The organism is Acinetobacter sp. FDAARGOS_724, assembly GCF_013364475.1.
GTDB lineage: Bacteria > Pseudomonadota > Gammaproteobacteria > Pseudomonadales > Moraxellaceae > Acinetobacter > Acinetobacter variabilis.
The window spans coordinates 1,524,463-1,546,802 of the sequence record NZ_CP054908.1 but is presented as its reverse complement, the minus strand read 5'-3'; the positions used below and the strand labels follow the sequence as shown (position 1 = coordinate 1,546,802).

Genomic DNA, 22,340 nt, shown 5'->3' with positions numbered 1-22,340 from the left:
TCTTTCCTTTTTCACCCGTTCAAACTGCTTGAACAATGTAGTTTCTTTGTAGCATGTAAAAGGTTGGAAAACCTGTAGAACTCTGTAACCTGAGAGATAAAAAAATCCCGACATCAGCCAGGATTTTTGGAATCGAATGAGGAAATCAGACTTACCAGATTTTTACCCGTTTATCTTCTTCCAGATACATCGGATCTTCTTGCTTGACGCTAAAGGCTTCATAGAAAGGTTTCTGGTTAACTAAGGTCGCACGGCCACGAATGGCTGCTGGTGAATGCGGATCTGTTTTTAACAGCTGTAATGCCAGTTCCGGACGAACTTTGGCACGCCATGCTTGCGTCCAGCCAATATAGAAACGCTGATCTCCAGTATATCCATCAATCACCGGTGCAGACTTGCCATTCAGTGACAGTTTATAAGCTTCATAGGCAATCGCCAGACCTGAGTTATCGGCAATATTTTCACCTAAGGTCAGCTCACCATTGACATGATAGCCCGGTATCGCTTCATAAGCATTATATTGCTCGACCAGAGCTTTGGTTTTTTCCTTGAATTTTTTATCGTCTTCTTCAGTCCACCAGTTTTTCATATTGCCGTCCGCATCAAAACGGCTGCCCTGATCATCAAAGCCATGACTGATTTCATGCCCAATTACTGCCCCGATTGCCCCATAGTTCACGGCATCATCGGCATTCATATCAAAGAATGGCGGCTGTAAAATCGCAGCAGGGAAAACAATTTCATTGCCCATCGGGTTGTAGTAAGCATTTACCGTTTGCGGCAGCATATGCCATTCTTCACGGTCAACCGGTTTGCCCAGTTTATCCAGCGCGATGTCATAATTGAAACTGTTGGTACGACGCAGATTACTAATCAGGTCGCCATCTTTAATTTCCAGCTTGCTGTAGTCACGCCATTTATTTGGATAGCCGATTTTCACTCTAAAGCTTTTCAGCTTACGGTGTGCCTGTGCTTTGGTTTCTGCACCCATCCAGTCCAGTTTTTCCAGATTCTGTTCAAATGCCAGCAACAGGTTCTCTACCAGTTTTTCCATGCGCTGTTTCTGTTCAGGCTGGAAATGTTTTGCGACATAGACTTGTGCCAGACTTTCACCGAGTACCGCATTGGTCATATCAACCCCACGTTTCCAGCGTGCCCGTTGCTCGGTCACACCGCGTAAGGTTTTGCTGTACATTTCAAAGTTTGCATCAGCAAATTCCTGACTTAAGTAAGGTGCAGCACCATCAATCAGATGGAATTTGAAATAGGTTTGCCATACATCGAGGGGTGTGCTGCTTAAAATCTTGTTTAAATCTTCAAAATAACTTTTTTGCGCCACAATTACGGTTTTGGTTTTTTTGTCTAAACCCGTCGCTTTAAAATAGGTTTTCCAGTCAAATTCTGGCACCAGGCTTTTGACGTCTTTTAATGTATAGACGTTATACATTTTTTCGAGATTACGGTTCTGCACGTTATCCCAATGAATTTTGGCAATTTCAGTTTCTAACTTCAGAATAGATTGTGCATGTGCAGCCGCTTCTGCCTCTGTTTCACCCGATAGCGTCAACAGCTTAGCAATGTGTTTAACATAAGTTTCACGGGCACTTTTCAGTTTTTCATCGTCTTTTAAATAGTAATCACGATCCGGTAAACCTAAACCACTTTGACCCAAAAACACCGCCATTTGATCAGACTTTTTCAAGTCAGGCATCACGCCAAACTCAAAAGGCGTGCTGACACGGTTTTTTGCATAGTCTGCAAGCAACAAAGTAAAATCTTTCTTGCTTTTCATGGCCTCAATTTTGGCGATATCTGCTTTTAGCGGCTGGATACCTTTTGCATTTAAAGTTTCCGTGTCCATAAAGCTGGCATACAAACTCCCCACTTTCTGCTCATTGCTGCCATATTCCGATTTGGTTTTCGCCAGCTCTTCTACAATGTCATGTAATTGCTGGGTCGAATTTTCACGCAAAATTGTGAATGCACCCCAGTTTGGCATATCAGCTGGAATTTCCTCATGCTCTAACCAGTGCCCGTTTACATGCTGATAGAAGTCCTGTTGTGGTGCGATTTTTTTATCAAAATGTTGAAGATGAATCCCCGAGCCAAGTGCTGCAATAGCGGTTTGATCTGAAGCATAATTTGCAGAGGAAACGGCTAATAAAGCACTTACCAATGCGGTTTTTAGAAAAATTTTCAAAGCTTGCTATCCTCGCGCTTCACTGCGCAGTTAAATTTATCAATACGTGTTGACCTAATAATCAAACACTTAAATCTTTACAAGCAGCATATATGCCAATTTTTAAACTGGTCTTGGCTCTGCCTGCTGGTCGTTTAGATAAAAAAATAGGCCTGTCTCTTTTCAGATAAATAGACCTGTTTTTTAAAACCTGTTACCAGATGGAGATTCGTTTTTCAGATGATAAATACATCTTGTCCCCTTCTTTAATCTCAAAAGCTTCATAGAAACTTTGCTGATTACGGACAGCGCCATTGCCACGTACATGACCTGGTGCATGGCTGGCAAGGTTTAGGCTATTTAACAGATATTCAGGATTACTTTTACTACGCCAGACTTGTGCCCAGCCTATATAAAAACGCTGATCTCCACTAAAGCCATCAATGACAGGTGCTGGCTGACCCTTGAGCGATAACTTGTAAGCCATATGAGCGATCCCTAAGCCCAAGTTGTCAGAGATATTTTCACTTTTATTTAATTCCGCATTCACCTTATGCCCTGGGAGAGCTTCGTATTGTTTATATTGCTCGACTAAGGCTTTAGTGCGTTCATTGAATTTTTTACGGTCGCGCTCGTTCCAGGTTTCTTCACCCTTGCCTTTGGCATCAAAGCGGCTTCCTCTGTCGTCAAAACCATGACTAATTTCATGTGCGATAACAGCCCCTATAGCACCATAATTCACCGCAGGATCATGACTATCATCATAATAAAATGGCGCCTGCCAGATGGCCGCAGGTAATACGATTTCATTGAGCTTGACGTTATAGTAAGCATTGGCTGTTTGTGGCGACATGTGCCAGGCTTCTGGATCAATCGGCTCTCCCACCTGATCCAGTTCACGCTGGTAATTGAACAGCCGGGTCCGCTGAATATTACCAATCAGATCATCTTTACGAATCTCTAGGGCTGAATAATCCCGCCATGTTTTCGGATAGCCGATTTTAATATTGATGCTGTCCAGTTTATGCCGTACTTGTTTTTTGGTATCCGAACCCATCCAGTCTGCCTGATCCAGTTTCAGATAAAAGGCTTTACGGACGTTTTCCACCATTTCCAGCATCGCTGGGCGCTGGCTTTCATTAAAGTGCTTTTCTACATAAAGCTTGCCAAGCACATTGCCTAAAATACCATTAGTTAGCTTCAAGGCAGAGTCATTCCGTGGAGAACGTGCTTGTACACCCTCTAGCGTTTTGTCATAAAATTCAAAATGATGATTTTGAAAAACTTCTGTTAAAAATGGTGAATAACTATTGATCAGGTTGAATTTCAAATAGGTTTGCCAAGTTTCAATTGGAACGACCTTCCATAACTGATCCAGCTGACGCAAATAATTAATCTGCGAGATCGCAACCTCTTTTCTTGCACCTTTTAAGCCCAGTTCTGAGAAATAATTCATCCAGTCAAAAGAAGGCATATAGTTAATGATATTTTTAGTCTCAACGAGATAGGTTCTCACCTCATCATTGCGTAGCTCCACAGCGGACCAGCTAATTTTTGCCAGTGCCTTTTCCAAAGCCAGGATAGTGCGAGCATCTTCAATCGGCTTAGGCTGACCGGCAAAATTCAGGGTATTGGCGATATAAAGCAGATAAGTATTGCGAATTTCCTGTTGTCGAGGCTGCTCACTCAGGTAAAAATCACGATCAGGCATCCCCAAGCCACCTTGCCCTACATACATCATAGCCTTGGAAGAAGCTTTACGGTCCTGATAAAAACGGGTAGAGAAGGGCAAATTCAAATTGATTTTTTCCGCATAGGCAAAAAACTCTGCCAGATCTTTTTTGGTCTTGATACTTTCAATCCGCTGCAGGTCTTGTTGCAATGCCTCAAGCCCAAGTTGTTCCAGCCGATCGGTATCCATATAACTGGCATAGAGATCTGCGACCTTTTGTTCATTGCTACCTTGCGGATACTGTTTTTTAGCCAGCTCATTAAAAATGTCAAATAACTGCTGGGTTGATTTCATACTCACTTCAGCAAATGCACCCGACAATGCCTGATCTTCTGGAATCTTTGCGGTTTTCAGCCAGTTTCCATTCACGAATTGATAAAAATCCTGCTTTGGATCAACCGTCCGATCAATCGCATTCAGATCAATTGCCGATTTTAATGAAGTTGTACTCACTGCATAACTCACAGACGAATGTAGAAATGCACCCACAAGAATCAAATGACTTAAAATATGTTTTCTCAAGCGATAAATCTCATTATTGTGTATGTTAAAAATCAATTAGTTTTTCTTGCTCAGTCCATAAGCACAAGACTGATAATTTTTAAGCAAAAGATATACCAATAATTTCTAAAATATGCCGTTGAATTAGCTTGTATTTAACAGGAGATATAGAAGAGAAAATCTGAGATGGCGATGGGAGATTCACTGTGAAATAAGGTTCGATTTGCAACCTAATACTAATTAATTTTTATTCCTATCAACAGAATAACTATTTATCTTTTATCATTGATCTTCAAAAGAAAAATATTATTTTTAAGTCCGCCTATGCTTAAGAAATACTTTTTTCAATATCACCAATCCTTAAAGTAGATGACTTTTCATGAGCATCTAATCTGCTAAATAAATGATCAAACTGCATGTGAAAATAATAGACTTATTTTAACTGTCTCAACTGATTCTTCGCCCCAGTATGGTTATAGTTGGTGGCCAGATTCTGCAGTATTCGTTTGGCCTGAACCTTGGAATTTGGAATACGGTTAGCATAGACTGGAATACTGCTTAAACAGCGTGCCACTAACATACCTGATTCAGTATAGACACGTGTTCCTTCTGTACCCTGTAATTTGCCATAGTTATAGGCACGCTGGGCATTATTGCAGGCATTGTTCAGGTTCTTGCCGCTATTGATATCACGACGTGCAGCTACATACAATTTCATCTGTTGCTGTTGTGGCGTTTCGATACTAGTTGTACGAGCAGCAGGGACAGCAACCACTGTCGGTTCAACAGCAGGTATTTTTATTTCTTTCTTATCAGCTTCTTTTTTATCTAATTCCTTTTTCTCATCTTTGACTGAGGTTTTGGCTGCATTCTTCTCGGCAATTTTATTAGACTTAGTCGTAGTCTTATGGCCCTGATAGAAATGACGCGCTTCAGCTGGGCTTTGAAGTTTGCTTAAGATCCGGACTACACGCGTAGTATTATTCTTATCTGGCTGATGTTCAGAAATCGGCTCAATAGAAACAATCCAGTTTTGCCCTTGGGGCATCGTACATTGATAGGCACCAATACCCTGAGTGACATAACGGTTTTTGCTTAAACGGTTCTTCTGGGCAGAATCTTTTACTGAAGCCAATTGGCTCTTATACAGTAGAGAAAACTTGCCGCCCCGTTCATGACAATACTGGCTTAAGGTGGTTCGTGGATAGAGGGATTGTGGCTCCAGATGCTGCTTGGATTTTTCCCATGAATAAACATATTCTTTTGCCGAACCGTCAGCCTGATTCAAGTTTCTTTTAACAATCAGTTCTTGAGGACTTACATAAGGATGCTGCATATCTGATTTCATTTGCTGAATACTGTTACATCCAGCCAGGCTTGCTACACATATTGTTGGAATTATTAATTTTAGCTTCACTGCTTATCTCCCCCAAGCCTCTATAACATATAGCAAATGTGCCAAAACAACAATCTCAACAGATTGATAAATATAAAAATATAGCGAGACCTATCACTAAAAATGGGAAATAGAATGCCTAATTCATCTAGCTTAAAGCCAAATAAATTGATCAAATTAACATTCTTCAATATCAATAAATACGCTGGATTACTCATCAATTGAAAGATGAAGCAGTAGAAAAAAGATATAAAAAAACCGAAGAAACAGATCAGTTCTCCGGTTAGTCATTCAACAAAAATTAGAGATATTATTATCATGTATGATAACGGCAATTATGCTCTCTATCGCTGTCTGAATGAGATTATAATTTGAATAATTTCCTTTACGTACACTAATTGTTTTTATACGCCATATTATTGGAAATTAAATACCACCCTGGCTGGCCTTTAAAATTCTAGACAAAAAAAATAGCTTGAATACCCTAATATTGGGATGTTTGGGTACCACTCATCCTATTTTTTTGTACTTCTGCAGATCGTAATTTTCAATTTGATTTTGGATAAAAATTAATCAATAAAAAAGCCAAACCTATGCTGGTCTGGCTTTTAAAATTGTCTATGAATATAAGAAAAAATTATTCGAGATGGGATTCAAATGCTTTCAAACGTTTATAGATGGAGAGTAATTCAATAATCGTAGGCCAGGATAAAATCAGATACTGGAAAGACTCACGAACCTTACCGAAAACATTCAAGATCTGCATCATTAAACCCAGTGTAATCGCACCCGCAGCAATACTTGGAAACAAAATAAATAATCCGTAAATATTATTCAGTTGTAGATACCAGATGCGGACCATATTGAAATAGGCATAGTGGAAATACAAGCGGAAATAATTCTTACGGACCCGGCTAAACAGTTCTTGCAAGGTAAGCGGGTGAGCACGATCGGCATAATCTTCACCATAAACCAGCTCTTTACGATAAGCTGCTTCTACTTTCTGATTATTGAATTCCAACCCAGGTAGTTTCATCCCGACAATCATTAAAATCACAGTTCCCAGAACTGCCCAACCGATCGACGCCCACATTAATGCATGCGGTATTTCACCGACAATCGGCAGTACTTTTACATGACTCGATAATTCATACAGGATTGGCAGGAAAGCCATTAATAGCATCAGAGATTCAATAAGTGAGACACTCAGCTGTTCCGTAGTTTTGGCAAAACGCATGGTATCTTCCTGAATACGCTGTGACGCCCCTTCAATATGACGTAACTTTTCCCAATGCGCCGTATAGTAGTCATTCATCGCCGTACGCCAGCGGAATACATAATGACTGACAAAGAACAGGTTAAACACCGCCAGCGTGACATAGACCATGGCAATATAAATAAAGGTCAATGCACCTTGATATAATAGGCTGACATCTCCGCCCCCTTGGGTGAGCATATTCTGGATCTGGTCATAGAACGGGCTATACCATTCATTTAAGACGACATTAACCTGCACCCCAAACCAGATATTGAACAGGATAAAGGCCGAGCCCCACACGGACCAGCGCTGCCAGGGATGTTTCGCTTTAAAATACCAGAAGGTAGCGAATATCGCGGTACTTACAAAAAACCAGAGATAGAACCAGAGAAATTTTGGCGCCCAGAAACGGCTGATTCCTATCGGCATTTTAAGATCATGATAACCTTCAGTCATACCTAAATAGACACCCCAGCCTGATCCACCACTATGCCAAAGGCCAAGATTGATCAGAAACCACAGTACCAGACTACTAAAAAACCACACTGGTTGTGGAAAAAATGACTTAAACATTGGGGCTTAATTCTCCTTATAGATGTAGGGGTCATCCAAATGACGCACAGTTTATTCTTATTTTCAGACTTTCAACGAACTGCAGCATAAATTTGCAATTCAATGTAAAAAATTACATACAAACACAAAATCGCTAAAGCCAAATTAATATCAGATTATATGATTCTTGCTTTAATACTAGCGCATAACGTATGCAATAGAATGGAGGAGATCATGACTGGCCTGTCAAAAAGTGACAAGCAGATTTTGCGCTAGATTTACTATTTGGGGCCGTTTGTCTCCTTCTCTTCTTTTCGTTAGTAAATGGACTAAAATGTTCGGGTTTAAGAAATACAAATCGTTTGAAAATTAAATCTTAATCTCTAGCCCTTTAAGTTACTGGCTTCAGCGTTTTTTAAGAAAAAATTGACCGACTTGTTGACTTATATCTCGGTTTTTCAAAAATTAGTTAAATTTGCAAAAATCATGTTAAGATTAAAAAATAGCGAAGTATCAATATTTGGGAATAAAAATATGGAAAGTTCTGTGATTGAATTACTTAAGCCAGTGACCTTGGAAAAGGAAAACTGTCACCCGATTATTTTTGAAGCTGGTACTGTTTTAAAAGTTTTGATGCAAACCCCTACCAGTCTTTTAGTCAGTAATGATGATGACTTTAACTTTACTATTCCATTGAAAGATGAGAACGATGTCTGGAGAGAGCTATAAGCACTCTGCTCTCCTCTTTATGATGGGGTTATGTCTACACCTAGTCTCTCAACGATATAAACCTCTCTCTTCTATGTAGCACCAAGATTTTATAATTTATCCTTCCTTTCAAAACCGGCTTTAATAAAAAATTAATAGGCTGCGCTATATTTATATTTTATATTAAATGTGTTTTTAAATATTTCTAATTTAATGCCTATTATTTAATAGAAATCTAATGAATTAATTTCTAGAAATATAAATTAAAACCATTTTTTACACTAAATAATCAAAAGAATCTTATTTATAGCAATTAAACTTACTCAATCACTTAATATGCAATACCTTAAATATCATTATTAATATATTAAAAATCACTGAAAAATTATTTTACAAATACATAAAGAATATCAACCTTTTCTGCTGAATATTTCCAAATTTTACAAAGTAACTTTACATGTCAAAAGTGTTTCTTTTCTGCGCCTAAAGCCATTTAAAAAAATAGAATATGTTATAAAACTAATTAGATTAAAAATCACACAGTTTAACTCTAAATTTTAATCTATTTTATATCATGCACTTAGGTGGATTTATGTCAGGCATACATAGGGAACAAGATTTAGAAGATTCATCTAGCTCATCTTTTTATATATCGCCAAAGATGATTTTAAATGATTGCAACCTGAATATGGACTCAGACCAGGTTGTTTTATTTCTTGATATTGACGGAACAATCTCTGAATTTCACCCAGATCCAGATAAAAGTATAATTCATTCTGAAATTATAAATATATTGGAAAATTTACAACAATATATTCAGCTGATATTAGTTACGGGTCGTTCTATTTTACAAGCACAAAAACTTATTCACCCTCTGCAATGGAATATCGCTGGATCACATGGTCTGGAATTAATCTATCAAGCTGATTTAAAGACATTAATCTCTTTAAATAAGTCGCAGCTACAAGCCCTAAAACAATATATTCAGGAACAGGCAGTTCAAATCCCTGATTTGCGGATCGAGGTTAAAGATTATTCTGTTGCGCTACATTTTCGTGAACATCCTCAACTAGAAGATCGCGTACATGCTTTTGCGCTGGAATGTCTCAACCAGTTTTCCGACTTTGAGTTAAAAGCTGGCAAGTATGTTTTTGAACTGGTGCCCAAAGGCGCCAATAAAGGTTCAGCGATTCAACAGATTATTCAGCAATACCATCTCACTGATCATTACCCCATGTTTATCGGCGATGACCTGACCGATGAAGCCGGATTCAAGGTCATCAATGCCCTTGACGGCTGCTCAATCAAAGTAGGCCCTGGCCAGACCCTAGCACGGTACAGACTGGAAAACGTCTCTCAAGTTCAGGCCTTCCTGAAAGAATTTTTAAATGTAATTGAAGTACAAGAACAACAACGATTGGAGAAATCACATGTCTAAACTCATTGTGTTATCAAACCGTGTGAATCTACCTAACCCAGAAAGTATGAAGGCTGGTGGATTGGCTGTTGCATTGCAGGATGCATTGCAAGATATAGGCGGTATCTGGGTTGGATGGAATGGCTCCAGAGTTGACCAGAACAAGGAACAGAAATTTCAGATTCTGAAACATCAGAATGTGGAATATCATACCAGTGCACTGAGCGAAGCCCAGTACCAGGGTTATTATTGCGGCTTTTCTAATAATGCCTTATGGCCGTTAATGCATGACCAGCATCAACGTGTCGAATATCAACCGCAGGATTTTAAAACCTATAAAGATGTCAATTTGCGTTTTGCCAAACACCTGAAACAGGTGGCTTCACCGCATGACATCATCTGGATTCATGATTATCATTTTCTGAGTGTTGCGCATTACTGTCGTAAATTAGGCATGCGCAACCGGATTGGGTTCTTCCTGCATATTCCTTTCCCGGAACTGAAACTTTGGCAAACGCTGCCTCCTTATCAGGAACTGGCCCGACATCTGGCAGATTTTGATGTCATCGGCCTGCAAACTCCACGCGATCAGGCCAACTGTATCGATTTCCTGGAACAGGTATTAAATATCCAGCATCGCAATGATGAAATCCTGAGTTATCAGTCTAAACGGATTTATGTGAAGGCTTATCCAATCGGTGTACATCCAGCACAAATTCAGAAGCAGGCTGCAGAGAGTCAAGTCACTGACCTGCCCTTTGATCTGGATAAAGCCCATGCCCATAAGACCATCATTTCGGTTGACCGGATTGATTACAGTAAAGGGCTGCTGGAAAAAATTCATGCATTCCAGGAGTTGCTGGATGAACAGCCTGAATTTAAAAATCAGTTCCAGCAATTACAGATTGCCTGCCCATGCCGACTGGATGTGAACAGCTATAAAAAACTTTATGAACAGTTCCAGGCTGCGGTGCAGAATTTAAACCATCAGCATGGTAATGCAAACTGGCTGCCTTTTGACTGTAGCTATGACACTTTGGGTCATGAAGCCCTGATGCAGCTCTATCGTAAGGCGGATATTTGCTGGGTGAATTCAATCCGTGACGGGATGAATCTGGTCGCCAAAGAATATATTGCTGCGCAAGATCCATTAGATCCAGGCGTATTGATTCTGTCTAAATATGCCGGGGCTGCCGAGCAAATGAAGGAAGCCTTACTGGTCGATCCTTATGATCAGGACAGTATGGCCAAAGCCTTGAAAAGAGCCTTGCGTATGCCTAAGTCAGAACGTTTGGAACGTTACCGCTATTTACAGCAAGGCTTAAAGAATTTCGATATCATTCGCTGGCGTGATCAGTTCCTGTCGGACCTGAAAAAATCACAAAGCTTGCGAATTTATCGACCAGTGGCCAAAGGCATCTCGACCCAGTTCAATATGCATGCATAAGTCTGAAAAGCCCATAAAAAACACCAGCTTTATGCTGGTGTTTTATGGTCTAGGCCGGCAATAAGACCTTCTGCTTTTTCTGATTCTTTGTGACCGGCAGTCAGATGGTTCAGGATTACAATGCTCATTAAAGCAACTGCGATGACCGTAAATACTAAACGCAAGCCAATAATTTCACTACCGAAACCTACCAGCGCTGGTCCGATCAATGAACCGGTATAAGCAAATACCGATACATAAGATAATGCTACATGAGAAGCCATAGTTTTTTGACGGCCTGCACGAGAGAACATCAATGGAACAATGTTAGCACTACCTAGACCCAAGATCGCATAACCGGTTAAAACGACTTGCCATACTGGTGCAAAGATCACCATGAATAAGCCTGCTGCAGCCAGTAAAGCACTTAGTAAAATAGTGATTTTTTCACCCAAGCTTTGAATGATGAGATGACCGCTAAAACGTCCAAGAACCATTAAGCCAGCAAAGAAACTATAAGCCAAACCGGTATGCGCTGCAGGTACATTAAACTGGGTTGCCAGATAAATACCGCTCCAGTCCATTGCTGCACCTTCAGACAGGAAAGATACAAAACAGATCAGGCCAATACCTAAAATTGCGAATGTTGGTAGCGCTTTTTTCGCAGGTTTTGCTGTAGCTGTATTAGTTTCTTCTGTAGTTGATGACTGACCACCTAAGCAAAATGGAATTGCAAGCATCGCAATCGCAAGCAACATCACACTTACGACCAGTGCGCCAGTTAAAGGTGCCAGACCAAATCCCATTAACGTGGTCATGCCCAATACACCAACCAGACCACCCAAGCTACATACGCCATGGAAACCCGACATCAAACTTTTATCCATGAGTTTTTCAATCTGGGCAGCCTGAATATTTACAGTTACACCTAAAGCGCCTGCACTGGCCCCAAAGAAAAACAAGGTAATTGCCATCATCAAGCTGGTAGGACTAATCGCTAGCGCTGGCAAGATGAACAGAAATGCAGCCAGAATAACAGCCAGTACTGTACGGCAACCAAACTTGCTCGCCATACGACCTGCCAATGGCATGGCCAGCATTGAGCCAACTCCGGCACATAGCAAAAGCAAACCAAAGTCAGCATGGTTCAGCAATAAGCGCTGCTGCGCATAAGGAATTAATGGCGCCCAGGCAGCTGTACTAAAACCTAGACTAAAAAAACACAGTGCAGTGGCGATTTTCTGCCAGAGATACGGTGATGGAGACTGAAGACGAGAAATTAGCTGTGAATTTAACATTGTCATTCCAAAAGAAAGAGCTCAGGCATCCATTACCAATCATCCATAGAAAAACCCCGCGGACTTATAGCTGAAAAATATAAGTAGCAGGGCTTAATTTGTGTGAATTATAAACAGAATTTTTCTAAATGAAATAGCTTTTAGAGATGAATTTTTAAATTTTTTACAAGTAATTGATTGTATAAAATTTATAATTTTATAGTTTTATTTGTATACGCTAATCGGTTTTTTCATTGCTTCCTGTAACTCAAGATTTTGTAAAAAACAGGCGAAACCTTCAGCAACTTTTGATTGTAGTCGACTACTGGTCGCTACCCTCAATTGATTGGACCAGGTAATGTCGACTCCTGCCTGTTGTAAACGGCGAACAAAGTCGACATCTTCATGACAATCTAGCTGGCGAAACCCATTAAAATCATTATATATACTTGTTTTAAAACATAAATTTGCACCATGAATATGGCGATGATCCATTTTGTCCTGATAGTGACCTAAATATTTCAATCGGGCTTCCACGCTAAAATTTTTCCATTCGTCTACTTCAACGACCCCACAAATTGCGTCAGTGGGTTGGTGCTGCCACATGGTTTTGAACCAGTCCTCCTGAACACATGAATCCGCATCGGTACAACAGATCCAGTCGCATCCTTGTTCAATTACTTTTTGAATTCCTAAATGACGGGTCTTACCCACCGAACGAAAGTCACAACTAATGACTTCTACCCCCAGTTGCACCGTTTTGATCGCGGTTTGATCGGTACAACTGTCTAAGACAACTAAAATCTTAATCTCGGGAATATTTCCAGATGAACCAAGGTATTGATAAAATTCAAATTGTGCTTTTTTTAAGGCCAGCAGGCAACGTTCTATATAGGCTTCTTCATTACAGGCAGGAATGACCACACCAATTTTATTCATTTAAGCCCCTCTTGCTCTGCCACAGACTGTGGGCTATTTATCCAGACATCAACCAGAAAATCAGGTTCCTGAAGTTGTGAACATTTTTTATAAGGCAGGTGAGTATTTAGATGGTCATGAATATCATCACCAGTAAAGCTAAAACCTGAAATCGGTGCCCGCCAGTGACAAACCAGAATACAGCCTTCTGCATCAAGGGCATGCTGCAGCCAGTGGGTCAATTTCTCTAAAGCGGCCTGATCCAGATAATATAAAACCTCACTCAGTACAATTAGCTGGAACTTACGCTCTGGCAAGTCTTCCGGAACAATGCCTTGGACAAAACTGACATGGGAATAATCTTGCAGACGTTGTTGCGCTAGCTGGATCGCTGTCGTATTGGCATCCAGACAGATGAGTTCTCCGGTATGAGGAGCTAGTTCCTGACTTAGCATGCCATTACTGCAACCGATTTCTATGGCAGATTCAAAATGCAGTTTGGGCAAGAGCGCTTTACAAATCTGACGTTTACGCTGTTCATACCAGCGCTGTTCATAATGCCATGGATCTCCCTGATTCAGCGCATATAAAGCATCAAAATAGGCATGATCATAAGTTGATTTACTGTTCATACAGATAAACCTCCCATGGCTGTAAAACACGCTCCAATGCATGTTCAGGGACAATCGGTGCCTGTTCTGTCGTCGGGTCATTCTCAATCTGACTCTTGAAACATCGTGCAGCTCGGGCTTTACATTTTAATTCTTCATCTGTCAGCCTGAGTTTGTGCGCAACAGCCCACGGAATTCGAGTATCTCCTGGTGTGGCCCAGTGCCATGCCCAGATTAAAACTTGAATATAAGGTAACTGTAACTCAGTCGCGAGCTGCTGGACGACCTGACCAGTTATTTCATGGTCTGGATGCCCATCATGAACAAAAGTCGTGACCAATATATCATTAGGCTGCAAATACGAATGCAATTGCTGTTTGAGCAAACCTTGCTGCTCGGCCACTTTTCCATCCTGAATATCCAAAGCAATCCGAAGAACCGGCTGTTCTAAGGACAATTCTTCCAGAGCCTGACGCGTTTCTGCTGGACGAATCTGGTTCAGTTCTTCTGGCGTATACAGACTCGAACCGGGATGGCTGGCCGTACCATTAGTTACTGCAAACAGTACAATCTTATAGCCGAGTTTATCCAAACGTTGCATCAGTCCACCACATCCCAGAATTTCATCATCCGGATGCGGTGCCACAATACAGACTCTGGCATCTGCAGGAATTACACTGGAAATATCAAATTCTGGCATCTGCTGTAATATTTCGCAGTTACGCCATTCTTCTACCCGCGTCCCTTCCCCATGGATCACACGATCTTCGACAATCTCATGTTTTAAAGTGCCCATAGTTCTTCCTCCTGTGCGCTTAGCTCTCCAATACGCTCAAGATCAAAGGCAGCATGGCTTTGACGGATAAATACCGGTAGATCTGCTGCGAGCTGGGCAAAATAAGAATTGGTACAATAAGGCGCTGCGCCAAGCGCTTTTCCAACCTGGTTCAGTACATTTAATGCAGTGGCTTCAACCTGCGCGCGCAAAGCCTGAATCTGAAGTTGATGAGGAAATTTGGGTTGCTGGTCAATCAATTCTGCAACCCGATAAAACAAAGCCTGAGTAGCTAAAAGATCACAGCTGATTTCACCCAGATACATGGCTTTATACATATGCGGTTTTCTTAACTGTTCCTGCTGCAGATATTCAGCAAGAGCTACTGTCGCACCATACCAGCAAGCAGCAACGCCTGCTGCTCCATGCCAGAATCCTACCCGATCCAGATATGCATGTGGATCAGCGACTTTTTTGACAGGAACCTGATTAAATTCTAGCTGTGCAGTGGATGTATGCTGCATTCCCACAGCTTGCCAGACAGTATGATCATGCTGAATACCGGGCTGCTTCATATCTACAATTAGCAATTGAGAGTAATTTTGTTCATCCTGATAAGTCAGTAAGCCTGCCTCTACCCAGCTAGAAGCGGAACACCAGGTCTTAATGCCAGTCAGCTTATCTTCATTCAGCTGCAATGGTTGAGGCCCGCCTTCTGCTGCCCAGACTGCCCAAAGCTGATGAGGATGTGCCGGAATATTTAATTCATGCAGAATCGCAATTGCATCCAGATGCGACTCAAATATTTTGCCCAGACTTAAATTGGTTGCCGAGATCTGGCTTAAAATTTGCCAGCGTTTTAAAGTTTCCCCTGATGCAGGAAAAGGAACCTGATCCGAAAGTTGCACCAGTTCCTTCAAAGTCGTTTGAATATTTTCTTTAGGTTCTAATGATGAATTTTTAAATCTTTCTAATATTGAACTGAGGTCCATAAAAGTGCTTCCTCAAAAATATCGATATTGTGGTCATTTGATGAAAGCCAGTTAAGGAAAAAGTCTTTTCATCTGTTTTAAACGGGTCATTAGTCCTAGTACCTTACGGCGTGCCATAATTTCTTCTTCACTAAAAGGCAATTTTTCTCTAAGTTGACTCATGGGTAGATGGTTATGTTCGATCAGATAAATATCGTGCTCCCTACTCCATTGCGCATTTTGTATCTGTGCCAGTAATTTTTTAGGATCTGGTCTCGCCATAAACTTTTTATTCCTTGAAATAGAGAATAGAAGCCGAAGTTTCTATTCTCATAGTATTTATGCAGGAATAGTTTCTGAGATCAATTCACGCGCCCAAACACGATGATTCATGATCAAGGTCTTGAAGCTATCTTGCACAGTATCGAATTGAGAATTTGCTAAAGTACCCTCATCACTGATCAGTTTTAGATCTTCAATCAGCTGACCTTTATCTCCCAGAAATACAATCGGTTTCAGATGCTTATAAGCTTCAAGCAGATAGTGAGTCGCGATACCATCTTTCAGCACCATGTCATAGTTATCGCCATCGACAATGACTACAGCATCATAGGCAATCGACGGTTCAGCTTTCTGCATACCATCAGATGAGATCACTGTACCTTGCTGGCTCAGAACTGGTCCTGGACGAGGTGTTAACACATCAGCCACAGCACTCTCTGATTCAGCCCAAGCCTGTACAGCTTTAATACTGGCTTCATTGGCTTTGTCATGTGCCAGAATCGCGATTTTACGTGCCTTAATATCGGCAGGTTTAAACGCTTCAAAAGACAGACGCTTAGAAATCAGTACATCAGGCAGTTTGGCAGCTTTTTTCTCAGCTGGGATTTCAATACCTAATTGATCCGCGACCTGTTGAGCCAGCGTCAAGTCAATATTGCACAGCACTTCAAGCACTTCACGTTCACGGATATTTTGGCGCTGTACTTTACTCAGTTCGAAGACATAGGCATCAATAATATGCTTCTGCTCATGCGGTGCCTGGCTTTGATAGAATAAACGGGCATGAGTGAAGTGATCGTTAAAGGACTCACTACGCTGGCGGATTTTATGACCGTCAATACGCTCCTGATAGCTTTCGAAACCACCTGCCTGAGTCACACCTGGTGCTTCAGCTGGCCAGTTGTCATCAATCGAGTTTGGTTCGTAGTTGGCCTGTCCGGTGTGAATAAGACGTTGATGCAAACCATCACGCTGATTGTTATGGAATGGGCAAACCGGCTTATTAATTGGAATCTGATGGAAGTTTGGACCACCCAAGCGGCTCAGCTGAGTATCAGTATAAGAGAACAGTCGTGCCTGTAGTAGCGGGTCATTGGTAAAGTCAATGCCTGGTACAACATGCCCTGGACAGAAGGCTACCTGCTCAGTTTCACCAAAGAAATAATCAACATTACGGTTCAACACCATACGGCCAATTGGAGTCACTGGAACCAGTTCTTCCGGAATGATTTTGGTTGCATCCAGCAAGTCAAAATCAAATTTCATTTCATCTTCTTCAGGAACGATCTGTACACCTAATTCCCATTCCGGGTAATTACCTGAAGCAATTGCTTCATATAGGTCACGACGATGGAAATCCGGATCCTTACCTGCCAGTTTTTGCGCTTCATCCCATACCAGCTGTGTCAGACCTTGTTTAGGCGTCCAGTGGAACTTCACAAAAACAGCTTTATTTTCAGCATTAATTAAACGGAAGGTATGCACACCAAAACCTTGAATAGATCGTAAATTACGTGGAATTGCACGATCCGACATTGCCCACATCACCGCATGTGCAGATTCAGGTACAAGAGAGACAAAGTCCCAGAAAGTATCATGTGCTGACGCACCTGATGGAATCTCGGTTTGTGGTTCAGGTTTCAGCGCATGGACAAAATCAGGAAACTTGATGCCATCCTGAATAAAGAATACTGGCGCATCATTAGCCACCAAGTCGAAGTTACCTTCATCCGTATAAAACTTGGTCGCAAAACCACGAATATCACGTACCGTATCTGCTGAACCGCGAGGACCTTGTACTGTAGAGAATCGAACAAAGACTGGAGTCTGAGCACCGGTATTGGTTAGAAACCCGGCTTTAGTCCATTTTTCATTGCCTGGATAAGCTTCAAAAAAACCATGTGCCCCAACACCACGTGCATGCACAATTCGCTCTGGAATACGCTCATGATCAAAATGGGTAATCTTTTCACGGAGAATAAAATCCTCCATTAAAGTTGCCCCACGAACGCCCGCTTTTAGACTGTTCTGGTTATCCGAAATCTTGACACCTTGGTTGGTAGTCAGTGTCTGTTCGGTTGAGTCGCTACGATATGCATCAAGCTGCTCACTTTTTTTATTGGTATTCTGCTTATCTAAACCATTTTTACCTGTGGCTGGACTGTTCGCCTTAATTTTCATGACATTTTCCTTGCTGATCTTGAGTTTAGTAAAGTCTTTTTTTGCCTATCTCAAATTCGCTTGAGTTTTATTCAACATCTTGCCGTTTTTACAGAAAAATAAAGTTCCACTTTTATCTGTATATGGTGAGCTGTTGCTGAGTATGAAAATCTTTTTATTGATTTCGTCTGTATCCCTAACATAACGAGATTTGACGAATACATTGCTGAGTCTTTGTAGTGGCTTGTTTAATAAAGGCACAGTTCTGTTATTTTTCTTAACTACACAGTTTTTTTTACCGAGTAACGATCACAAAGTTCGAAAAATTTAAAGCTGATAGTTTTTACTAAAAGATAAAATCATGAAATAAAGGCTTAATCATCTAAAAGTGAAAACAATTTTTTAAAAAAACTGATCCAGACATTTGAGTTTTATAAGGTAAAATTAATTTCTTTATACAGTTACAATCCTGTCACCAGGCTATACAGAACGCCTAAACTTATATCTTTGCCCGTCCTATAAACTATATAACTCATAACTCAGAAGTACTTAAATTATTTCCACATATAAATAGTGGCAAAAATCTATTTCATATAAAAGGTCATGTTGCCAAGATTTCCTATCTTTTCAACCATGACTGGCAAACTTCTATTTTAAAAGATATCTCTCTACAAAATTGTTAAGGAGTAAAACATGGGCTCTTCAGAAAAAAATGCTAAAGCTATGAAAATTGATATTGGTATTTCTTACGAAGACCGTGCCAAAATCGTCGAAGGTCTATCTAAATTATTGGCAGACAGCTATACCCTCTATTTAATGACCCACAACTTTCACTGGAATGTCACCGGACCACAGTTCAATAGTCTGCACAGCATGTTTATGACCCAATATACCGAACAGTGGAATGCTCTTGATCTGATTGCAGAACGTATCCGGGCCTTAGGCTTTGCCGCACCCGGCACTTACCAGCAATTTGTTAAGCTGACTGCTATTAAAGAAGTAGAAGGTGTACCAGATGCCCAAGAAATGTTGCGTTTATTGGTAAATGCTCATGAAACGGTAGCTCGTACCGCACGCAATCTTTTTGAAGTTGTTGATGAAGTCAACGATCAACCGACTGCAGATTTAATCACGCAACGTCTTGATGTGCATGAAAAAACAGCCTGGATGTTAAGAAGTACTTTAGAGTAATTAATTTTTCTCATTGAGAAAACAACTGTAAAATCAGAAAATTAGCTTTTCCTAAAATGAATAAGTGTTCAAATTTAATTGATATCCTTTTGAGCACTTATTTATCCCACCTTTCACCCTATAGTGAAGGCTTTGAAAAATAAATATTTACCTTTTAAAAGATTATTTTTTAATCAATAAATCTTTATTTATTATCTATTTAGGGTGTGTTGACACTTTTAGCTTAAAAAATAGCGAAGTAGTAAAATCAAATCGCCAAACCCAATTTTACTATTCGCTATGCCTCGTACCATGCTGACAGATCAACACTGGCAAAAGTTGAAAACTAGTTTGCGTAATTTATCTATTCATCACAACTCAAATTTACGTAATTTTATTGAAGCTATTCTCTATAGAATTAGAACAGGCTGTCCGTGGCGAGATATTCCTTCTTGTTTTGGTCATTCCAATTCTATTTTCAAACGTTTTAATCGTTGGTCAAGCAGCGGTAAGTTGCTTAGATTATTCAAATTATTAGCATCATGCCCCGATATGGAGTGGATTTTTATTGATGGCTCTCACGTACGTGCTCATCAACATTCTGCCGGTATAGCGAATCAATCCATTTCTAAAAGTGTAGGAGGAAACTCCTCAAAAATACATTTGATTGTTGATGCAAATGGCAATCCTGTTGATTTCATGATTACCGATGGAACCACACATGATGTCAAAGTTGCACCTGATTTAATATCAACATTAGATTTAAAAGAGACAAAAGTGGTCTGCGCAGATAAAGGCTATGATTCAGAACCACTGCGTGAACAGATCAGAAAAACAGGGACAAAAGCGAATATACCAAAGAAAATAAATAGCCAATCGAACAATGATCATATGGACTGGTATTTATATAAAATCAGGCATTTAGTTGAAAATATGTTTTGTAGATTAAAGCAATTTAGAGGAATAGCTACCCGATATGACAAGCTCAAAAGAAATTATCAAAGTGCTGTTGCCTTAGCCTGTATATTTTTATGGCTACCTTTATAGGTTTAATTATGAACAGTAAATGTCAACAGACCCTAATTATATTAGGCTAGATAGAAAATTTAGCTTTTAAATAAAATTTTCTTATATTATAAAAATATAATTTTTACTAAATCAGTATTTTATTATTTTTTTGATCTTAGTCTTTTTCCATATCTTTTAAATATATTGAAAAAATGGACCAAACCATTTCTGCTTACAAAATAAGCAACAGATTAAGCTTCAAAAATGCTTACAAACTGAATATTATTCATCTAAAATAGAGAACCACATCACATAATATAATTATTGAAATATATTGTATACATTTTGTATTTCTGAAAGATTTAGGGGATTAAGTTATGAGTGTTCAAAAGTTGCTCATTTCACTCAAACTTAATTTACGTAAATTGATTTTAATCCTTTTACTTGTGAGTCTGGTGATTCTTTTTTCAATTACATTGATTGTGAGCAATGTAATTCACCGACAGCAACTGATTAATAATTCTCTTGCAACTAATTATGAGTATGCAGCTAAAGTTGCTTCTATTTCTGATTTATATTTTAAAAATATATTTAATGATTTAAGCCTCAGTGCCAATATTATTAAGAATGGCTTTCATAATGAGCAGTTATTAAAAACTGAATTAAACAGATTGATTCAACAATCTAATTCTTTTAGCAGTGTTTTGATCAGCGATGCAGATGGTCATGTCATCGAATATGCGCCTGAAACCTTGAAATTAGATAAAGTTGCGATTATCCGGTCTTTGGGCTTTAGCAAATCACTCGAATCAAAGAAGCCTTATATTTCCTCACCCTATTATTCATTAAAAGGTAATCTGGTCGTCCTGGTTAGTTTTCCCATCTTTGATCAGAATAATAAATACCAAGGCTTTATTGCAGGGTTTATCTATTTACATGAAGAATCCTTATTAAAGACACTTTTAAGCGAAAATTATGGTTATAAAAATAGCTATTTATATGTTTTTGATAAAGAAGATAAAATTATTTATCATCCAGAAAGAGAGAGAATTGGAAAAACATTCCAACACAATACCGGTTTAGCTTATATGGAGTCTCATAGCTCAGGAAAAATAAAATTAAACAACGATATGGGAGTTAGCGAACTAGTAAGTTTTGCAAAAATTCCTACGACTAACTGGACCGTGGTGTTTCAGCAGCCTACAGAAGATTTATTCGCCCAAGCCCGTCTTCTTGCCTACAAAGTGATTGGCACAATTTTTGTTATCTATATTATTATCTTTTTAATCATCTGGCGTATTTCAAAATTTATTACCTCTCCATTAAATGATCTTGCCAAAATGGCAAGTCATTTGAATGATCCAGGTATCACTGAAAAGATTAATCATATTAAGCCTTGGTATTTTGAAGTTTTTAAATTCAAGAAGTCCCTATTATCTAGTGTAAACGTTTTTAATCAGGAAATCGAAGAACTTAAACAGGACACTTTAACCGATCCTTTAACCGGCTTTTATAATCGCCGTGGCTTTGAACTATTTTTAAATGATTTGATTAGCAATAAAATTTATTTTGCTGTGGTGGTTTTAGATATTGACTATTTCAAGAAAATTAATGATCGTCATGGGCATGATATGGGTGATGTGGTATTAACCAAAGTTGCCGGATTCATTCGGGAAAGTTTTCGTGAACAGGATATTTGCTGTCGGGTCGGCGGTGAAGAGTTTATTATTCTTGCGCCAGTTAAAGAGATTTCACAAGCCACTAAAATTGCTGAAAGATTAAGGCACAAACTGGCATCGACTTATTTACTAGAAGTTGGTGTAGTGACTGCCTCACTTGGTATTGCACACTGGCCTTTAACTTCTTCTGATATTAAAGAAGTTTTAAAACAAGCAGATACAAATTTATATCAAGCCAAACATTTAGGGAGAAATCGTGTGGTGACAGGTGAAAAAAGTGCCTAGTAATAATATTTTTATACAGTTATTAAGTAGATAAT

17 protein-coding genes are annotated in these 22,340 nt (G+C 39.6%); 6 read left to right on the top strand and 11 right to left on the bottom strand.

What is annotated here, in order from left to right; all coding sequences use genetic code 11:
* Positions 1-151: 151 nt before the first annotated feature.
* From FOC32_RS08595 to sbmA, 4 genes are all read right to left on the bottom strand, one after another.
* Positions 152-2,200: a M13 family metallopeptidase gene (locus FOC32_RS08595; RefSeq protein ID WP_175966971.1), complete on the bottom strand. Its 2,049-nt coding sequence runs from the start codon at positions 2,198-2,200 to the stop codon at positions 152-154.
* 193 nt (positions 2,201-2,393) lie between these two features.
* The gene (locus FOC32_RS08590; protein ID WP_228761295.1) at positions 2,394-4,364 is read right to left on the bottom strand and encodes a M13 family metallopeptidase; all 1,971 of its coding nucleotides are present in this window, start codon (positions 4,362-4,364) and stop codon (positions 2,394-2,396) included.
* A gap of 481 nt (positions 4,365-4,845) precedes the next feature.
* The gene (locus FOC32_RS08585) at positions 4,846-5,829 is read right to left on the bottom strand and encodes a hypothetical protein (protein WP_175966968.1); all 984 of its coding nucleotides are present in this window, start codon (positions 5,827-5,829) and stop codon (positions 4,846-4,848) included.
* A 616-nt stretch (positions 5,830-6,445) separates the two neighbouring features.
* Positions 6,446-7,639, bottom strand: a complete 1,194-nt coding sequence (sbmA, locus tag FOC32_RS08580; protein ID WP_175966966.1) for a peptide antibiotic transporter SbmA — start codon at positions 7,637-7,639, stop codon at positions 6,446-6,448.
* A 513-nt stretch (positions 7,640-8,152) separates the two neighbouring features.
* On the opposite strand from sbmA, the gene FOC32_RS08575 reads away from it, so the two are divergent.
* The 3 genes from FOC32_RS08575 (at position 8,153) to FOC32_RS08565 (ending at position 11,190) form a co-directional block, all read left to right on the top strand.
* Positions 8,153-8,347, top strand: a complete 195-nt coding sequence (locus FOC32_RS08575) for a hypothetical protein (protein ID WP_125279298.1) — start codon at positions 8,153-8,155, stop codon at positions 8,345-8,347.
* 571 nt (positions 8,348-8,918) lie between these two features.
* The gene (otsB, locus tag FOC32_RS08570; protein WP_175966964.1) at positions 8,919-9,764 is read left to right on the top strand and encodes a trehalose-phosphatase; all 846 of its coding nucleotides are present in this window, start codon (positions 8,919-8,921) and stop codon (positions 9,762-9,764) included.
* Positions 9,757-11,190 (top strand): alpha,alpha-trehalose-phosphate synthase (UDP-forming), encoded by a 1,434-nt coding sequence (locus FOC32_RS08565; protein WP_175966962.1) that lies wholly within the window; start codon positions 9,757-9,759, stop codon positions 11,188-11,190. Before otsB ends, FOC32_RS08565 begins: the two co-directional genes overlap by 8 nt.
* 29 nt (positions 11,191-11,219) lie before the next feature.
* Here FOC32_RS08565 and FOC32_RS08560 read toward each other — a convergent pair whose 3' ends face one another.
* The 7 genes from FOC32_RS08560 to katE all read right to left on the bottom strand — a co-directional run bounded on the left by FOC32_RS08560 (position 11,220) and on the right by katE (position 18,184).
* Complete coding sequence (locus FOC32_RS08560; RefSeq protein WP_034705524.1) at positions 11,220-12,467, bottom strand: MFS transporter; 1,248 nt, start codon at positions 12,465-12,467, stop codon at positions 11,220-11,222.
* A gap of 204 nt (positions 12,468-12,671) precedes the next feature.
* Positions 12,672-13,385 carry a glycosyltransferase gene (locus tag FOC32_RS08555; protein WP_175966960.1) on the bottom strand — a complete coding sequence of 238 codons (714 nt, stop codon included), beginning with the start codon at positions 13,383-13,385 and terminating at the stop codon, positions 12,672-12,674.
* Positions 13,382-13,996, bottom strand: coding sequence for a class I SAM-dependent DNA methyltransferase (locus tag FOC32_RS08550; protein ID WP_175966959.1), 615 nt, complete (start codon positions 13,994-13,996; stop codon positions 13,382-13,384). Before FOC32_RS08550 ends, FOC32_RS08555 begins: the two co-directional genes overlap by 4 nt.
* Positions 13,986-14,771: a PIG-L deacetylase family protein gene (locus FOC32_RS08545; protein WP_175966957.1), complete on the bottom strand. Its 786-nt coding sequence runs from the start codon at positions 14,769-14,771 to the stop codon at positions 13,986-13,988. The genes FOC32_RS08550 and FOC32_RS08545 overlap by 11 nt, the downstream gene beginning before the upstream one ends.
* Positions 14,759-15,742 carry an acyl-CoA dehydrogenase gene (locus FOC32_RS08540; RefSeq protein ID WP_175966955.1) on the bottom strand — a complete coding sequence of 328 codons (984 nt, stop codon included), beginning with the start codon at positions 15,740-15,742 and terminating at the stop codon, positions 14,759-14,761. The genes FOC32_RS08545 and FOC32_RS08540 overlap by 13 nt, the downstream gene beginning before the upstream one ends.
* A gap of 51 nt (positions 15,743-15,793) precedes the next feature.
* Entirely contained in the window at positions 15,794-16,003 is a 210-nt protein-coding gene (locus FOC32_RS08535; protein ID WP_175966953.1) for a hypothetical protein, read from the bottom strand.
* Between the two features lie 57 nt (positions 16,004-16,060).
* Entirely contained in the window at positions 16,061-18,184 is a 2,124-nt protein-coding gene (gene katE / locus FOC32_RS08530) for a catalase HPII (RefSeq protein WP_175966951.1), read from the bottom strand.
* Between the two features lie 672 nt (positions 18,185-18,856).
* Between katE and FOC32_RS08525 the strand changes: the two genes are divergently transcribed.
* The 3 genes from FOC32_RS08525 to FOC32_RS08515 all read left to right on the top strand — a co-directional run bounded on the left by FOC32_RS08525 (position 18,857) and on the right by FOC32_RS08515 (position 22,305).
* Positions 18,857-19,354 (top strand): Dps family protein, encoded by a 498-nt coding sequence (locus FOC32_RS08525; protein ID WP_004783133.1) that lies wholly within the window; start codon positions 18,857-18,859, stop codon positions 19,352-19,354.
* 279 nt (positions 19,355-19,633) lie between these two features.
* Positions 19,634-20,380: an IS5 family transposase gene (locus FOC32_RS08520; RefSeq protein WP_175966949.1), complete on the top strand. Its 747-nt coding sequence runs from the start codon at positions 19,634-19,636 to the stop codon at positions 20,378-20,380.
* A 338-nt stretch (positions 20,381-20,718) separates the two neighbouring features.
* Complete coding sequence (locus tag FOC32_RS08515; RefSeq protein WP_175966947.1) at positions 20,719-22,305, top strand: sensor domain-containing diguanylate cyclase; 1,587 nt, start codon at positions 20,719-20,721, stop codon at positions 22,303-22,305.
* Positions 22,306-22,340 lie beyond the last annotated feature (35 nt).

What these genes read in the sequence shown, in the direction of transcription:
- FOC32_RS08520 (WP_175966949.1), top strand. Translation starts at nt 19,634, where the DNA reads ATGCCTCGTACCATGCTGACAGATCAACACTGGCAAAAGTTGAAAACT.
- katE (WP_175966951.1), bottom strand. Translation starts at nt 18,184, where the DNA reads ATGAAAATTAAGGCGAACAGTCCAGCCACAGGTAAAAATGGTTTAGAT.
- FOC32_RS08515 (WP_175966947.1), top strand. Translation starts at nt 20,719, where the DNA reads ATGAGTGTTCAAAAGTTGCTCATTTCACTCAAACTTAATTTACGTAAA.
- FOC32_RS08565 (WP_175966962.1), top strand. Translation starts at nt 9,757, where the DNA reads ATGTCTAAACTCATTGTGTTATCAAACCGTGTGAATCTACCTAACCCA.
- FOC32_RS08555 (WP_175966960.1), bottom strand. Translation starts at nt 13,385, where the DNA reads ATGAATAAAATTGGTGTGGTCATTCCTGCCTGTAATGAAGAAGCCTAT.
- FOC32_RS08540 (WP_175966955.1), bottom strand. Translation starts at nt 15,742, where the DNA reads ATGGACCTCAGTTCAATATTAGAAAGATTTAAAAATTCATCATTAGAA.
- FOC32_RS08560 (WP_034705524.1), bottom strand. Translation starts at nt 12,467, where the DNA reads ATGTTAAATTCACAGCTAATTTCTCGTCTTCAGTCTCCATCACCGTAT.
- FOC32_RS08545 (WP_175966957.1), bottom strand. Translation starts at nt 14,771, where the DNA reads ATGGGCACTTTAAAACATGAGATTGTCGAAGATCGTGTGATCCATGGG.
- FOC32_RS08575 (WP_125279298.1), top strand. Translation starts at nt 8,153, where the DNA reads ATGGAAAGTTCTGTGATTGAATTACTTAAGCCAGTGACCTTGGAAAAG.
- sbmA (WP_175966966.1), bottom strand. Translation starts at nt 7,639, where the DNA reads ATGTTTAAGTCATTTTTTCCACAACCAGTGTGGTTTTTTAGTAGTCTG.
- otsB (WP_175966964.1), top strand. Translation starts at nt 8,919, where the DNA reads ATGTCAGGCATACATAGGGAACAAGATTTAGAAGATTCATCTAGCTCA.
- FOC32_RS08535 (WP_175966953.1), bottom strand. Translation starts at nt 16,003, where the DNA reads ATGGCGAGACCAGATCCTAAAAAATTACTGGCACAGATACAAAATGCG.
- FOC32_RS08550 (WP_175966959.1), bottom strand. Translation starts at nt 13,996, where the DNA reads ATGAACAGTAAATCAACTTATGATCATGCCTATTTTGATGCTTTATAT.
- FOC32_RS08525 (WP_004783133.1), top strand. Translation starts at nt 18,857, where the DNA reads ATGGGCTCTTCAGAAAAAAATGCTAAAGCTATGAAAATTGATATTGGT.